This window comes from Kribbella sp. CA-293567 (assembly GCF_027627575.1).
Lineage (GTDB): Bacteria > Actinomycetota > Actinomycetes > Propionibacteriales > Kribbellaceae > Kribbella.
In genome coordinates this window covers 5146015-5160813 of record NZ_CP114065.1, presented here as the reverse complement: position 1 = coordinate 5160813, position 14799 = coordinate 5146015, and the positions used below count along the sequence as shown (strand labels likewise).

Below are 14799 nucleotides of genomic sequence, written 5' to 3'. Positions count from 1 at the left end.
GTAAACCGTGTTTAACTTTCCCGCATGGGTCTGTGGGGGCGGTTGACTGGGCGCGATGCGGTGGTCGCTCACGCGCTAGCCACCGGCACCGAGCGACGCTTCGCCGTCGACGCCGAGTCGATCCCGGCTCAGGTGTTCGGTCTGGAGTCGTACGCCGACCCGATCGCCCCGGCCCCTCGCATCTCCCGACGTGAGGCAATCCAGGTACCGGCGGTCAAACGCAGCCGCGACCTGATCGCCGGCAGCATCGGTCAACTTCCGCTCAACGTCTACGACTCCGAGCGCGTGCAGTTGGTGAACGACCTGCTCCCACAGCCGGAACGCAACCGGGGCCGGACCGTCACACTCACCGCGACCGTCGAAGACCTGCTCTTTGAACGCATCGCTTGGTGGCGCGTAGTCGAGCGGACCTGGGAGGGATACCCGCGGTTCGTCCGCCGGGTCGATCCGTGCCGGGTCGACGTCGACGAGGACAAGGGCGAGGTGCGGATCGACGGGGAGACCGTCCCCGATCGGGACCTGATCAGGTTCGACTCTCCCAATGATGCACTCCTGATCGCCGGTGCCCGTGCGATCAGGACCTGCTTGAGGCTCGATGCCGCCGCTGCGCGCTCCGCCGAAAGCCCCATGCCGCAAGGGGTTTTCACGCCGGCCGAAGGGGCCGACCCGGTCGCGGTCCCGACCGAGGACGACCCTGACCCGGACGACGACGCGGCAATCCGCGAAATGCTGAACGCGTGGAAAACGGCCCGGCAGGCGGGCGCAGACGCGTACCTCCCGGCGAGCCTGAAGTACAACCCGCTGTCGTGGAACCCGAAGGATCTCCAACTCGCCGAGGCCCGTCAGCATGCCGTCCTCGAGATCGCCCGAGTCGCCGGCGTCGACCCGGAAGAGCTCGGCGTCAGCACGACATCGCGCACCTACGCGAACCAGTTCGACCGGCGGAAAGCTTTCATCGACTTCACGCTCGGCAGTTACCTGCGGGCGATCGAAGACCGCCTCTCGATGGGCGACGTCACCAAGCGAGGCAACTACGTCCGGTTCAACCTGGACGCGTTCCTCCGCTCCGACACCCTCAGCCGCTGGCAGTCCTACAAGGTCGGCCTGGAGGTCGGGGCAATCACCAGGCCCGAGATTCGCGATCTGGAAGACAAGCCCGCACTGACGGAGGACCAAATGTCTAGCGCTGGTAGCGTTACCCGAGACGGCACCGCCAACCAGGATTCGTACAACCAGACATCGTTCGCGGTGCCGTCCTCTATGCCCGCGAGCAAGTTCGACGCTGCGTCTACGCTCGAACTGACGGCACCCGCCGCGGTCGCCTCGTTCAAGGTCGACCAGGCGAAGCGCACCATCACGGGTCTCGCGGTGCCGTTCGGTGTCGTCGGCTCGACCGGTGGAACGAACTGGACCTTCAGTCGGGAGTCGATCGTCCCGCCTGAGGACGTGTCCCGGGTCAAGCTGCTGATGGACCACTCGTTCGGTGAGGCAGTCGGGTACTGCGTATCCCTCGACGTCGCCGACAACGGCATCACAACCACGTTCAAGGTCGCCGCCACCCCGGAGGGCGACCGGGCACTGCAACTGGCTCAGGACCGCGTCTACGACGGCCTGTCGGTCGGGCTCGGGTACGGCGGCGAGCTGATCTTGCTCGACGACGAGACCGCCACCTACAAGGGCGCACCGCTGCTCGAAGTCTCCCTCACTCCACTCCCGGCGTTCTCCGACGCCCGGGTTACTGCCGTGGCTGCATCCGCAGCCCCGAAGGAAGGAACGACCGTGACCGAAACCAAGGTCAACACCCCGGCCGAAGGTTCGGCCACCAACTCGGCCGAGCAGCCGCTCACGTTCTCGAAGGAGCAGCACGACGCGCTCCTGAAGTTGCTCGGCGGCGACAAGCCCGAGACCAAGCCGGCCGAAGGCCCGCAGGTCATCAGCGCGAGCGAAGCCGCCGCCTCCTTCTCGGTGAAGGAAGAGGCCCCGTACCGGTTCGACGGACGGAAGGGCAAGCACGACTTCAGTACCGACCTGTTCGCGGGTGCCCGCGGTGACAGCGAGGCCCTCCAGCGCGCCACCACCTTCACCCGGGACGCGTTCCTCCAGGCCGCCACGTTCGACGTGGACAGCGGCAACGTGGCCTCGCTCAACCCGGCCCGGCAGCGCCCCGAGATGTACGTCGACCAGAAGGCGTACGTCACGCCCTTCTACGACGCGCTCTACAAGGGCACGCTGGCCGACCAGACCCCGTTCACCTTCCCGAAGTTCACGAGCGCCTCCGGCCTGGTCGCTGACCACGTCGAAGGCGTCGAGCCCACGCCGGGCACCTTCGTGGCCGGCAGCCAGACCGTTACGCCGACCGCACTGTCGGGCAAGGTCGAGATCACCCGCGAGGTGTTCGATGCGGGCGGCAACCCGCAGGTGTCGACGCTGATCTGGAACAAGATGGTCCGGGCCTGGTACGAGGGGCTGGAGGCAAAGGCCGTCGCGCTGCTCGACGCCGCTTCCCCGACCGGGATCACGCTCACCACCAACGCCGTCAACGCCGCGCTGGTCAACGAGCTGGAGGCAGCGATTGCCGCGCTCCAGTTCATCCGCGGCGGCAATACCTTCAACTTCGCCGGCACGCACGTGGACCTGTACCTGCGGCTCGCGGCTGCGGTCGACACGGCGGGCCGCAAGCTGCTGCCGATCCTGGGCGCGACCAACGCCAACGGGCAGGCTCGGCCGCGGTTCTCGTCCCTGGACGTGGCCGGTGTCGAGTTCGCCCCGGCGTGGTCGCTCGGTGCCGCCGGTGCCGTCGCGGAGTCCAGCTACCTGGTCGACACCAACGACGTCCACGTCTGGAACACCGCCCCCCAGCGGCTGGAGTTCCAGTACCGCGTCGCCTACGTCGACCTGGCGATCTGGGGTTACTGCGCCGCGGCGATCAGCGACCTGACCGGCGTCCGCGAGGTCATCTACGACCCGACCACCTAAGCCGCCGGGCAGACGATCCCAACGACGAAGGAGCAGGACCGTGACCGACCAGAAGCCCACCGCGGCGAAGCCGGAGACCAAGCCTCAGCCGAAGCTTGCCGACCTGACCGACCAGGAGCTCGAAGACCGCTACGTGCGCGTCTCCTTCCGCCCTGCCGGTAAGGACGGACCCGGCGAGGTGTCGCCCGAGATGAAGCGGCTCAAGGCGGAGATCACCCGCCGTCGCACCGCTCAGAAGGACTGAGGGGAGGGCAGCCATGAGCAAGCCGGACCTGGACGCAGTCAAGACCTACCTGGGCGCTGACACGCAGTACGAAGACGCCGACATCACGGCTGCCCTCACTTCCGAGGCGGCTGCGCAGGCGTCGCGATGCCGCGTGCCCGGTGACGCCGCCACGTGGCCGGCCGACCTGGCAGAGGCCCTGTGCCGCCGCGTGGCTCGCAACCTGGCGATGCGCGGCCTGCCGCTCGGCCTGGTGGTCAACGCCGTCGATGACGGCGAGTCGGCAACCACGCGTGTAGGTGCCGACATCGAGGTCCGGCGGCTCGAAGCGCCGTGGCGACGACTGGCGATCGGCTGATGAGCGAGGCAGTCCGCAACGAACTGGCCGACGCCGCGAACACGGTCGAGGGCGTCAAGGTTGCGCCGTACTACGTCCAGGCGACAAAGCCGGGGCACGGCAGCGTCCAGCTCGCCCGCATCGAGTATCCGAACATCTTCGGCGGCGAGGCGTACTGGGAGGTTCTGGTTCTGCTGCCGTCCGACGTCGTGCAGGCACAGAAGCGCGCCGAGCTGTTGATTCCACTGCTGGTCGCAGCGCTCGCGGACCACATGACCGTAACCGGCGCGACGTTCGGCCGGACCCAACTCGAAGCAGCGGGAGCCGGACAGCCTTGCGTGCTGATCGCCGGCCACAGAGAGCAGGAGTAGCGACATGGCAAAACTTGGTACCCGGCTGCTGAAGCTGGAGGTCGACAGCACCGAGCGATCGGCCGAGGTTTCCAACGCCCGCATCACCACGGGGGATGCGGACTCGGATTTCCTCTCGTTCGCTGACGCCGCCAACGGTGGCGCACGTCAGTACAACCTGGCGTTCACCGCGGCACAGGATCTCGTCGCCGACACGCTGTGGGACCTGATCTGGACCGGCGCGGGCTCGGAGGTCTCGGGCACGTTCATCCCGTACGGCAACGCTGTGGCGTCCGCGACGCAGCCTCATTACGAGTTCACTGCGATCGTGTCCGAGCCGGACGGTGACCTGCTCGGCGGTGAGGCCAACACCTCGACCACCGCCCGCATGACGATCGACTGTGTCTGGCCGCTCACCGGCAAGCCGACCAAGGTCATTTCGTAGGCCATGGCCAGCGGTGTCCGCGTCGAGGGGCTGAACAAGGTCATCAGGTCACTGGTGGCCCTGGGCGTGGACGTCGAAGACCTGAAGGACGGCTTCGCCGAGATCGCCGCGAAGGGCGCAGAGATCGCCGCAGGGCTGGCCCCGCGCCGTAAAGGGGCATTGGCCGGGACCATCCGCGGTAACCGCGCCAAGAACAAGGCGGTCGTCACTGCCGGCCGGGCAAAGGTCAAGTACGCCGGAGCCATCAACTACGGGTGGCCAAGACGCAATATCCGGGCCGACCGATTCATGCAGCGAGCGGACGAACAGCTACAGCCGCAGGCTGTGGAGATGCTCGAAACCGCGCTCACCATGGCGATCAATCGAGAAGGGTTGGACTGATGAGCACCACCACCGAGCTGACGTTCGATGAGGTCCTGGACTCCCTGACGGGGTACGACGAACTCGCCATCAAGTCCACGACCGACGTGCCGCTGTCGAAGATGCTCGCGGCGGACAGTGTTCACGCGCTGCGCGCGGTCATCGGCATCCACACGTTGCGCGAGACCGGCAAGAGCGGCAGCAAGGCGTACCAGGCTGCCTACAAGGCGGCGATGGAGATGCCCCTGAGCCAGGTGCGGCAGTACTTCGCCGAGCCGCCGGGCGACCCGATCCCCGACGAGCCCGACAGCACAGCGGGAAAAGACGACTCGCCCAGCGACAGGACGACGACGACCTAGCCGCATTCTGTCTGGCGACCGGCGTATCCCCGAGCGAGTACCACGGCCTCACCCGGGGCCAACGGCAAGCATTCATTCGAGTAGCGACCAGGAGGCAATGAGATGAGCTCAGCGGTACGCATCGCGTTCCTCACCGACCCTGGTCCTGCCCGGAAGGGTATGCAGGACATCGCAGCGGCGGCCGAGGGCGCGAGCGCGAAGGCCGAGAATGCGCTCAAGGGAGTCGGCCGGGCCGCGGACTCCATCGACACGAGCAAGGCGAAGAAGTCGATCGACGACATCGCCGAGAGCACTGACGACGCTGCAACCAGGACGGGCACCTTCGCTTCAGCGCTGGGCGCGTTCGCCGGCGGCCTGGAGGCGGTGGGCCTGGAGAAGTACGCCGGCGCGCTGACTGCCGGTTCTGTGGCTGTGGACGTGTTCTCGAACGCCTCCGACGTCGCCACGCTGGCCCTGGAGTCCAAGTACGTGAAGTTGGTCCGGGACAAGATCGCGACCGCTGCCAGCGCCACAGCGTCCCTCGCAGCCTCTGCCGCAACCAAGACCGCGGCGGCCGGTCAGTGGCTGCTGAACGCCGCCATGACGGCCAACCCGATCGGCCTGGTAGTCGTCGCGATTGCGTTACTGGTGGCCGGTCTGGTCATCGCCTACAAGAAGTCCGAGACCTTCCGGAACATCGTCAACGGTGCCTTTGGTGCGGTGAAGACCGGCGTCATGGGCATCGTGAACTTCTTCCGGGGTCTGGGCGGATTCGTCGCCAAAGCGGTCGGTGCTGTGGGCGGCGTTCTGACCGGCAAGGGACGGGATTTCGTGCTGGGCCTCATCAACGGCTACAGCTCGCTGCTCGGCTCGGTCGCGGGCTTCTTCAAGAGCCTGCCTGGCAAGGCGGTCGGCTGGCTCGGCAACGTCGGATCGACCCTCTACAACGCCGGTTCATCGATCATTCAGGGCTTGATCAACGGCATCGAAAACAAGCTGTCGGCGCTGCGCAGCAAGCTCTCGGCGGTCACCAATCTGATCCCGGATTGGAAAGGGCCGATGGACAAAGACAAGCGGCTACTCACTCCGGCCGGTGAGGCGATCATGGACAGCCTGATGCGGGGCATGGACAGCAAACTGCCCGGCCTACGGCAGTTCCTCGCCGGCGTCTCGGGCTCGATCGAAGGCGGCCTGTCGGCCAGCCCGTCGGTTGCGCTCGCGGGCTTCGGCGGGGCCTCCAGCTCATCAGACGCCGGCGACACGTTGGTCTACGTGACGATCGACGGCCAGCAGCTCCAGGGCCGCATCGACAAGACGGTTCGCGGCAACAACCGGTCCCTTCGCCGATCCGTCAAGGCGGGTGCTCGATGAGCTTGACTGCCACCTACGACGCCGCTCTGTCCCGTGTCCGGCTGTCCGGCACCCTGCTGGGCGCTACGGCCACGTACGCACGGTTCGAGCGCTCGGCAGACGCCGGGATCACCTGGGTCACCGTCCGCGGCGGCAGCACGGTGACGGTCGCCTCGCAGAACGCCCGCGTCGACGACTACGAGTGGACGCCGGGCGTCCTGACCACCTACCGGGTGACGTCGTACGACGTCACCGACGTGCAGCAAGCCCAGTTCACGACGACGATCACTCAAGACCTGCCCGGGGTCTGGTTGAAGGTGCCGGCCGCGCCCTACCTGAACCGCGCCGTCACGGTCTCGACCCGTACCGAGATCGGCCGCCGGTCCCGTGGTGGCGTCTTCGACGTGGTGGGCCGGACCTTCCCCGTCTTGGTGGGTGACGTGCGCAGCGGCCGGGAATTTGGCCTACGTATCCGCACCGAAAGCCCGAGCGACGAGCGCGACCTCGACTACCTGTTCGCATCAGGTGAGGTGCTGTACCTCCAGGCACCTGCGGCTATGGATCAGTTCCCGATCGGGTACTACGCAGCAGGCGACGTGAAGTGGACCTTGCCGACCGAACGAGAGCGGCGCACCTTCCCCCAGCGCCGGTACTGGGACGTTCCCCTTACCGAGGTCGCAGCACCGGGCCCGGCCGTCGTCGGCTCGACCTACACCTGCGCGTCAGTGCTCGCCGACTACGCGACCGTCACCGCGCTGCTGGCCGCGAACGCGACGATTGCCGATCTACTCGAGCGGGTCGCCTCACCGTCGGACGTGATCGTCGGATGAGGGCCGTCAGCAGCCAGTTCCTGGAGACCCTACGGGGCAGTCACCTGTCGGTCTTCAGGGCGCGTGTCTGCACCACTTACCAGACCGGCACCAACCCGAGCGGTATCGAGATCCCGGTACAGGGCGGCGACGTGAAGGCATCCGCCACCGCGGATATCCGCGCGACCCTGGAACTCATCACGTCCGAGAGCTGGCCCCGGTTGGCTGCCGACCTGCTCACGCCGTACGGTAACGAGATCTACGTCGAGCGGGGTCTTGCCTACGGCAACGGTCAGCGCGAATGGGTCGGCCTCGGCTACTTCCGGATCGAGACGCCCGAGCAGGACGAGGTACCTGACGGCGTCGTCGCCATCCAGGGATCTGACCGGATGGCCGGCATCCGCGACGCGCAGTTCCTCGCGCCTCGCCAGTTCGCCGCCTCGCTCACCCGCGGCCAGCTCGTCAGCACGCTGATCACCGAGGTTTACCCGTCGGCAGTGATCGCCTGGGACAGCACCACGGTGCGGGATGGCCTGGTCGGCCGCTCCGTCATCGCTGAAGACGACCGGGCGGGCACGCTGCAAGACTTCCTCACCTCGCTGGGCAAGGTCGGGTACTTCGACCACACCGGCACATTCCAGGTCAAGACGCCGCCGTCGACCGCAGGGGCAGCGACCTGGACGATCGACGCCGGCCATGACGGCGTCCTGGTCGAGATGTCCCGCGGCCTGACCCGTCAGGGCGTCTACAACGCCGTTGTGGCCACCGGGGAAGCCGGAGATACCACCGCGCCCGCGAGGGCCGTGGCGTACAACCTCGACCCCGACAGCCCGACCTACTACCTGGGCCGCTTCGGGCCGGTGCCCCGGTTCTACAGCTCACCGTTCCTGACCACCAACGCGCAGGCGCTCAGCGCGGCAACGTCGCTCCTTCGGCAACAGTTGGGCCTGCCGTACCAGGTCGAGTTAGCGAGCATCGCTAACCCGGCTCTGGAGCCGTTCGACGTGATCGCCGTGCGGTACCCGAAGGCTGCCCGGTCGCGGTCACTGCGTACCGAAACGCACGTGATCGACCAGGTGACGATCCCTCTGGACTCGACGGTCCCAGTGACCTTGCAGACACGCGAGCAGCAGACCGAACTGATCGGAGACTCGGCGTGATCTCCGACAACCTCGCCCCGCTGTTCGACACCGGGCAGCCCGGCGTCCGGTTCCGCCAAGGCACAGTGACGGCCTGGAACCCATCGACCGGCGCGAACACGATCGACGTCGCTGGCGGCACCCTGACCGACGTGCCGATCCTGAACACCGGTGAGGCCATCGCCCTGAAGGCCGGGCACGTCGTCGGGCTGCTCGGCCAGGGCAGTACGTGGTTCATCGTCGGCCGGATTACGCCCGCGGGTGACGCGAACTTTGCCGCGGCGTCGGTCGCCTTCGGATCGGCGGGCGCGCAGCTGTTCAACTATGCGACCTCGACGAGCATGGTCACCAAGGTCAGCAGCAACGAACTCGTAGTGCCCGACTGGGCAGACGAGGCCATCGTGATCGTGACCGGCAACGCGTCCGTCTCCAACACCACGGGTGCCAACTCGTTCGCGATGATGGAAGTCGGCTGCTCGGGCGGGGCCGGGGGCTCATCGCCCACCCACGTCGTACCCGGTGCCACGGCGGGTGTGGCCGCCAGTTCGCGGAACCACTTCACCGGCCTCTCGGGTGGCAACACCCTGCAAATCACCGGGGCTATCCAGACCGGCGCTGCGTTCGCTGCGACGGCCTCGAACTGCATGTTCATCCACGCCATCGCTGTCTACAAGTCCAACGTCTAAAGGAGGGCCGACCCATGGCCGACGTCACACCGAACAAGGCACTGCCCTTCCTGGAACTGGGCGACGCACCCGATATCGCTGGTGGGCTGGAGGATCTGGCCACCGCGGTGGATACCCACCTGACCCGGATGGACACCGCCATCAAGGTCACGGTGACCAGCACGTCCGGCAACTTCGCGAAGTCGACCAGCCCCGCACCGCGCACGATCGTGGTCGAGCTGGTTGGTCCCGGCGGCCCAAGCGGCGGTCTTGCCGGTGCCGGCTCGGGACAGGGCGAGAGCGGGGCCGGTGGCGGCGGCGGATACGTCAAGAAGACCTACGCCGCATCTGCGCTGTCCGCGTCGGAATCGTTCGTGATCGGCACCCGCGGTACGGCCGGAGCCTCCGGAGCCAACAACGGCGGCAACGGCACCGACTCCACGTTCAAGGGCCTGACCGCGGGCTTTGGCGGGCCGGGCAGCGGCAGTACCGCCAGCGCTACGGCTGCGGCTGCGGCGGGCGGCACGGGCGGTACGGCCACCGGCGGAGACGAGAACATTCCCGGATCGCAAGGCGGCAAGGGCCGCGTCATCAGTGGCGCGGCAGTGCTTCAGTCGCACGGCGGCAAGTCGTTCAAGAGCGGCGAGGTGCAGCCGCCGACTGCTGCGGGCCCGGGTACGGCCGGTTCGGCGTACGGTGGCGGCGCGGCCGGCGCGTTCACCACCACCGCCAACCAGGCCGGCGCACAAGGCGCGGCCGGTGTGCTCATCGTGACGGAGATCTTCTGATGCTGGCGCTGCTCGACGACTACGCCGGGTGGATCGTCGGCGTGCTCGGTGGCCTGACTGCTCTCGGCGTTGTCGCCCGGTGGGTACGGAAGCGGGTTCAGACCTTCGCGCAGAAATGGGACCGCGCCCGAGAGACCCTGGTCGGCCGCGAAGAGATCCGGCACCCCGACACCGCCGTCGTGCTGGTCCAGGCGACTCCCGGCCTCGGTCAGAGACTCGCGCACATCGAGCAGAACCTCACCGCGCTCAGCGACACCCGGACCGAGATGCAGACGCTGACGCAGCGGGTCGGTGACCTGACCGGCCGCTTCGACCAGCACGTGACTGAGTCTCAGGAACTAGACCTCGCTCGCGCTCGCGAGCAGTCGAAGATGTGGGACACAATCAAGACGATCGCCGAAGCGCCATCGGCTCATTGGGATGGTGTCGAGCGCCGAGGTACAGAGCTGTAGCTCGACCAGGTCGGAGTCGCCGAGGTCAGACAGCAGCCCCGCACAGCCTTCTCTGGTGCGGGGCTGCTTGGTTAGCCGCGACGCGAACGCTGCCCCTGGGGGTCGGCTCCACCCGGCGGGTCGTACTCGCCGTTGCGTATCGCGTTGACGTCGTGCATAAGGATGCTCACGTCGTCGTGAAGGCTCTTCAACTCCTTCAGAATCTCCCCGAGCACTTTCTCTTCGTTCGTTGCCATCATTCCTCCCCTGATTGGTTCGGATGATACGGCTCGGACCCGTCTGGAGGAGCCCAACGCAGGTGGTAGATGAACGCCGGGTCGTGGAACAGCCAGCCGGCCCGTGACCACTCGATGTAGAACCGCGGGCCGACAGCCTGGACCCGGCCGACGCCGTACCCGCCGAACCAGACCCGATCGCCGGGCTGGAGGGTCTCCGGATGGGGCTTGTCGCTCTGCTGACTCACCGAGAGACCTCCGCGTCTGATTTCCGAGCGCCATGCTCGGATACCTAGCGTAGCTCTGTCGTTAACGTCAAAGGGAAGATTGCAGCTCCGTCGCGCCCGATGTCGCGCCATGACGCCCGGTCGCTGAGCGGGCAGGCTGTGGCTCGTGAAGCCGGAGGAGATCGACGCACTGATCGCGGAGAACGTCCGTGCCGCTCGTGCGCGCCGGCGGCTTCGGCAAGAGGACCTGGCCGACGAACTGGGCTGGTCACGGCCGGTCGTCGGCACCCTGGAGAGTGGGACTCGGCGGGTCACGCTGGCCGACGCAGTCGCGCTCTGCGCAGCGCTGAACATCAACCTGCGAGAGTTGCTCCAAGGTGCGCCGGCGGACGTGTTCGAGGCGCTTGGGATCGCCTCTAACTGAGTGCAGGATATTGCCCCGCATGGCGTTGCTGTCCGCTAGGCCCGGTAAGCGTCATAGCATGGCGTTCGTGACCCGGATAGCGACTTGGAATGTGAACTCGGTCAAGCAGCGGATGCCCAGGTTGCTGGGCTGGCTGGACGAGCGGCAGCCTGACGTCGTTTGTCTGCAGGAGACGAAACTGGCGGACGACGCCTTCACCAAGCTGTTGGGCGACGAGCTGTCCGGGCGTGGGTACGAGAGTGCGGTCCACGGGCAGGCGCAGTGGAACGGTGTCGCGCTGCTGTCCAAGGTCGGGCTGGAGGACGTCGTCACCGGCGTCGCCGGGGCGCCCGGCTTCCCCGATCCGGAGGCCCGGGCGATCGCGGCCACCTGCGGCGGGGTCAGGATCCACTCGCTCTACGTGCCGAACGGGCGCGAGCCGGACTCGGACCACTACCGGTACAAGCTCGCCTGGCTCGCCGCGCTGAGGGACGTCGTGGCCGCCGGGCCGGCCGATCAGATCGTCTGCGGCGACGTGAACATCGCGCCGACCGACGCGGACGTGTTCGACCCCGCGGCCTTCGCCGGGTCGACGCACGTGACGGTGCCGGAGCGGCAGGCGCTCGCCGAGCTGATGGCGACCGGGCTGCACGACGTCGTCCGGGACCGCTGGCCGACCGAGCGCGTCTTCAGCTACTGGGACTACCGGGCCGGCATGTTCCACCAGGACCTCGGGATGCGGATCGACCTGTTGCCCGCGTCCGGCCCGGTGGCCGAGCGGGTGCGGGCGGCCTGGATCGACCGCAAGGCCCGCAAGGGCACCGGCCCGAGCGATCACGCGCCGGTGATCGTCGATCTCGACACCGCACCGGACGGCGACATCGGACCCGTCGTACCGCCGCCCTCGGCGCCACGTGGCGCGAAGAAGAAGACCACCAAGCTCCCGCAGAACCGCTGAATGAGCGGCCTCCGCCTGGCCGCGTTAGTCGGTGCGCTGGCACTGGTGGTCGCCGGTTGCGCCGAGGACAAAGCTGGGCAGCCCGCTGCGAAGGTGGTCTGGACGAAGGTCGAGCTCGACGCCGAACCCGTCGTACTGAACGGTCACGCCGACCAACTCCTGATCGGCTTGCGGGACCGCGGCAAGAAGGTGGTGCCCAGGCTGCTCGTTCAGCAGCCCGACGGCAGCCGCCGGGAGATCAAGGTCGAGCCGAAGAGCCCGTACGCCTTCGAGGCGACCTGGCAGTCGATCGCGTACGACGGGCGACGGCTGCTGGCCCTTGGCGGCGCGTCGGGCGGGGCGCACTCCAACACTCGCTGGACGGTCTGGACCGGCGACGGCAGGACGCTGACGGAGCACCCGCAGGAGTTCAACACGTTCGGTGGTCAGGCAGCAGGAGCCCTGTACGCCGCGATCGTCACGCCCACAGGTCAGGCACTGGCCGGCTCGTGGGGAAGTGTGCAGACGGGCCTCGACGGCGCGATCTGGTTGCCGCGCGGGACCACGACCTGGGAACGGCAGCCGTCGGCGAAGACACCACTGGAAAGCACGCCGTCGCTGCTGCTCAGCCCGAGCTTCGGTACGGCCGCAGGCAACGGAATTCTGCTGGTCGGCTCGCAAGTCCGGCTCGCGCCGAATGTCGTGCAGCAGGAGACGGCCGTATGGCGCTCGACCGACGTCCACCAAGACTGGAGCCGGATCGCGCTTCCGGACCTGGGCGATCGAAGTCAGGCCAACACCGCATCATGTCGGACAGCAACGAGTTGCACGATCTCCGGTTTCGTCGGGAACAAGCTGGCGATCTGGCAGCTCGACGGTGACCAGGGCCGACGGCTGGCGAACCTCCCGGCAATCGCCGTGGGCGACAAGGACAAACTGCCGCCACCGGTCGTCACCGACGATCGCCTCTACCAGATTGTTGCGGAGGGCAACAAGGTGAAGGTGGTCAGCGGACGTGACAGCAACTGGACCGTGCAGGAGTCGACCGGGCCGGAAGGCGCGGTGAAGGACGCCGTACTGGTCGGCAGGACGCTCTACCTGGTGGCTGGTCCCGCCGATCAGCCGGCGTCGTTGTGGCAGACGACGATCAGCTGAGCAGGCCGCTGGCGTAGGCCGCCTGGCCCGCGTGCTGGAGGTCGTCGGACAGCACGCTGACCAGCCGGGCCCCGAGGGTCACCGGCGGGTTCCAGCGGGTGTCGACGATCCGGTCCAGGTCGTCGTCGGTGAGGGTCTTCAGGTACTCGAGGCTGCGCGCGTGCACGGCGTCGTAGTACCCGAGAAGTTGTTCGCTGGAGAGCTTGACCGCCGCGACGTCTTCGGCGGTGTGCCCGTAGCCGGTGTCGGCGGCGTCGAACGGGAGTCCCAGCCGCTCGTGCCAGCCTTCCGCGGTGTAGAGCTGTTCGTAGCCGCCGGCGTCGGCGAAATGGTCGTCCTGGATGCGCGTCAGGTGCCAGACCAGCCAGGCGATCGAGTTGCCGGACTGCTCCGGACGAGTGGCGAGCGCTTGGTCGTCGAGCTGTTCGACGGTCTCGTGCAGGACCTCCTGGATCCGGCCGAAGGCGTCGAGCAACAGTTCACTGGTGTTCATCGAGTTCCCTTCGTCACCGGAAGTCTAGTGTGGTCAGGACAACCGGTCTCGAGCGAGGAGCAGTCGTGGAATACCGCACTCTGGGCAGCAGCGGCACGGTCGTGTCGACGTACGCGCTGGGCACGATGACGTTCGGCAACGAGACCGACGAGACCGGGTCGCACGAGCAGCTCGACCGGTACTTCGAGGCCGGCGGCAACTTCGTCGACACCGCCGACGTCTACACCTCCGGCGCCTCGGAGAACATCATCGGCGGCTGGCTGGCCAAGTCGGGCCGCCGCGACGACGTCGTACTGGCGACCAAGGGCCGGTTCCCGATGGGGGACCAGCCCAACGACGTCGGTACGTCGCGGCGGCACCTGCGGCAGGCGCTCGACGCGTCGCTGATCCGCCTTCGTACGGATCACGTCGACCTCTACCAGCTGCACTCCTGGGATCCGATCACCCCGCTGCAGGAGAGCCTGAGCTTCCTCGAGGACGCAGTACGGGCCGGCAAGATCCTGTACGGCGGTCTGTCCAACTTCACCGGCTGGCAACTGCAGAAGGCCTGCGACCTGATCGACCGCCGCGGCTGGTCGCCACTGGTCACGCTGCAGCCGCAGTACAACCTGCTGGTGCGTGAGATCGAGTGGGAGATCATCCCGGCCGCGCAGGACAACGGCCTCGGCCTGCTCCCGTGGTCGCCGCTCGGTGGCGGCTGGCTGACCGGCAAGTACTCGTTCGACGAGGAACCGACCGGCGACACCCGGCTGGGCGAGGACCCGAACCGCGGAGTCGAGTCCTGGCACCGCCGCAGCCAGAATCAGCGGGTCCGCGCGGTGGTCGACGCGGTCCGCGCCAGCGCCGAGGCACGCGGCGTCTCGATGGCGCAGGTCGCGCTCGCCTGGCTGGTCGACCGCCCGGCGATCAGCTCGGTGATCCTCGGCGCGCGCACCATCACCCAACTCGACGACAACCTCGCCGCCGCCGGCCTCCACCTCACCCCGGAGGAGACCGCGCAGCTGGATCAGGTGAGCGACCCGGGCGCAGCCGACTACCCGTACGGCGGTCCTGGCGTCGACCAGCGCGATCGGCCTGTTGCAGGAGGCCGCGCCTGAGCAGGCCAGGCGCGCGAGGCGGCCCGGGCAGCGCTCGATC

19 protein-coding genes are annotated in these 14799 nt (G+C 67.7%); 17 read left to right on the top strand and 2 right to left on the bottom strand.

Annotation, left to right across the window (positions count from 1 at the left end; all coding sequences use genetic code 11):
- Nucleotides 1-24 precede the first annotated feature (24 nt).
- The 13 genes from OX958_RS23505 (at nucleotide 25) to OX958_RS23445 (ending at nucleotide 10232) form a co-directional block, all read left to right on the top strand.
- On the top strand, nucleotides 25-2976 hold the full coding sequence (locus tag OX958_RS23505) for a phage portal protein (protein ID WP_270131418.1): 2952 nt from the start codon (nucleotides 25-27) through the stop codon (nucleotides 2974-2976).
- Between the two features lie 40 nt (nucleotides 2977-3016).
- Nucleotides 3017-3220: a hypothetical protein gene (locus OX958_RS23500; protein ID WP_270131416.1), complete on the top strand. Its 204-nt coding sequence runs from the start codon at nucleotides 3017-3019 to the stop codon at nucleotides 3218-3220.
- Between the two features lie 13 nt (nucleotides 3221-3233).
- Nucleotides 3234-3557: a hypothetical protein gene (locus OX958_RS23495; protein ID WP_270131414.1), complete on the top strand. Its 324-nt coding sequence runs from the start codon at nucleotides 3234-3236 to the stop codon at nucleotides 3555-3557.
- Nucleotides 3557-3907: a hypothetical protein gene (locus OX958_RS23490; protein ID WP_270131412.1), complete on the top strand. Its 351-nt coding sequence runs from the start codon at nucleotides 3557-3559 to the stop codon at nucleotides 3905-3907. Before OX958_RS23495 ends, OX958_RS23490 begins: the two co-directional genes overlap by 1 nt.
- Before the next feature lie 4 nt (nucleotides 3908-3911).
- Entirely contained in the window at nucleotides 3912-4331 is a 420-nt protein-coding gene (locus OX958_RS23485; RefSeq protein ID WP_270131410.1) for a hypothetical protein, read from the top strand.
- Between the two features lie 3 nt (nucleotides 4332-4334).
- The gene (locus tag OX958_RS23480) at nucleotides 4335-4712 is read left to right on the top strand and encodes a hypothetical protein (RefSeq protein ID WP_270131409.1); all 378 of its coding nucleotides are present in this window, start codon (nucleotides 4335-4337) and stop codon (nucleotides 4710-4712) included.
- Nucleotides 4712-5050: a hypothetical protein gene (locus tag OX958_RS23475; RefSeq protein ID WP_270131408.1), complete on the top strand. Its 339-nt coding sequence runs from the start codon at nucleotides 4712-4714 to the stop codon at nucleotides 5048-5050. The genes OX958_RS23480 and OX958_RS23475 overlap by 1 nt, the downstream gene beginning before the upstream one ends.
- 102 nt (nucleotides 5051-5152) lie before the next feature.
- Entirely contained in the window at nucleotides 5153-6400 is a 1248-nt protein-coding gene (locus OX958_RS23470; RefSeq protein ID WP_270131407.1) for a hypothetical protein, read from the top strand.
- Nucleotides 6397-7209 carry a hypothetical protein gene (locus tag OX958_RS23465; RefSeq protein ID WP_270131406.1) on the top strand — a complete coding sequence of 271 codons (813 nt, stop codon included), beginning with the start codon at nucleotides 6397-6399 and terminating at the stop codon, nucleotides 7207-7209. The genes OX958_RS23470 and OX958_RS23465 overlap by 4 nt, the downstream gene beginning before the upstream one ends.
- The gene (locus tag OX958_RS23460; RefSeq protein ID WP_270131405.1) at nucleotides 7206-8348 is read left to right on the top strand and encodes a DUF5047 domain-containing protein; all 1143 of its coding nucleotides are present in this window, start codon (nucleotides 7206-7208) and stop codon (nucleotides 8346-8348) included. Before OX958_RS23465 ends, OX958_RS23460 begins: the two co-directional genes overlap by 4 nt.
- Complete coding sequence (locus tag OX958_RS23455) at nucleotides 8345-9013, top strand: hypothetical protein (RefSeq protein ID WP_270131404.1); 669 nt, start codon at nucleotides 8345-8347, stop codon at nucleotides 9011-9013. Before OX958_RS23460 ends, OX958_RS23455 begins: the two co-directional genes overlap by 4 nt.
- Nucleotides 9014-9027: 14 nt before the next feature.
- On the top strand, nucleotides 9028-9780 hold the full coding sequence (locus tag OX958_RS23450; protein ID WP_270131402.1) for a hypothetical protein: 753 nt from the start codon (nucleotides 9028-9030) through the stop codon (nucleotides 9778-9780).
- A complete protein-coding gene (locus OX958_RS23445; protein ID WP_270131400.1) occupies nucleotides 9780-10232 on the top strand; it encodes a hypothetical protein in 453 nt (150 codons plus the stop codon). The genes OX958_RS23450 and OX958_RS23445 overlap by 1 nt, the downstream gene beginning before the upstream one ends.
- Nucleotides 10233-10467: 235 nt before the next feature.
- Here the strand turns inward: OX958_RS23445 and OX958_RS23440 are convergent, their stop codons facing one another.
- A complete protein-coding gene (locus OX958_RS23440; RefSeq protein ID WP_270131398.1) occupies nucleotides 10468-10695 on the bottom strand; it encodes a hypothetical protein in 228 nt (75 codons plus the stop codon).
- A gap of 145 nt (nucleotides 10696-10840) precedes the next feature.
- Here OX958_RS23440 and OX958_RS23435 point away from each other — a divergent pair, with 145 nt between their 5' ends.
- Genes OX958_RS23435 through OX958_RS23425 form a run of 3 tightly spaced genes read left to right on the top strand, consistent with a single transcriptional unit; the run spans nucleotide 10841 to nucleotide 13169 of the window.
- Complete coding sequence (locus OX958_RS23435) at nucleotides 10841-11098, top strand: helix-turn-helix domain-containing protein (RefSeq protein ID WP_270131396.1); 258 nt, start codon at nucleotides 10841-10843, stop codon at nucleotides 11096-11098.
- Nucleotides 11099-11156: 58 nt separating this feature from the next.
- Entirely contained in the window at nucleotides 11157-12035 is an 879-nt protein-coding gene (locus OX958_RS23430; RefSeq protein WP_270131394.1) for an exodeoxyribonuclease III, read from the top strand.
- On the top strand, nucleotides 12036-13169 hold the full coding sequence (locus tag OX958_RS23425; RefSeq protein WP_270131393.1) for a hypothetical protein: 1134 nt from the start codon (nucleotides 12036-12038) through the stop codon (nucleotides 13167-13169).
- Here OX958_RS23425 and OX958_RS23420 read toward each other — a convergent pair.
- A complete protein-coding gene (locus OX958_RS23420; RefSeq protein WP_270131391.1) occupies nucleotides 13162-13662 on the bottom strand; it encodes a mycothiol transferase in 501 nt (166 codons plus the stop codon). The two genes, OX958_RS23425 and OX958_RS23420, sit on opposite strands and share 8 nt — an antisense overlap.
- 65 nt (nucleotides 13663-13727) lie before the next feature.
- Between OX958_RS23420 and OX958_RS23415 the strand changes: the two genes are divergently transcribed.
- Nucleotides 13728-14759, top strand: a complete 1032-nt coding sequence (locus tag OX958_RS23415) for an aldo/keto reductase (protein WP_270131389.1) — start codon at nucleotides 13728-13730, stop codon at nucleotides 14757-14759.
- Nucleotides 14760-14799 lie beyond the last annotated feature (40 nt).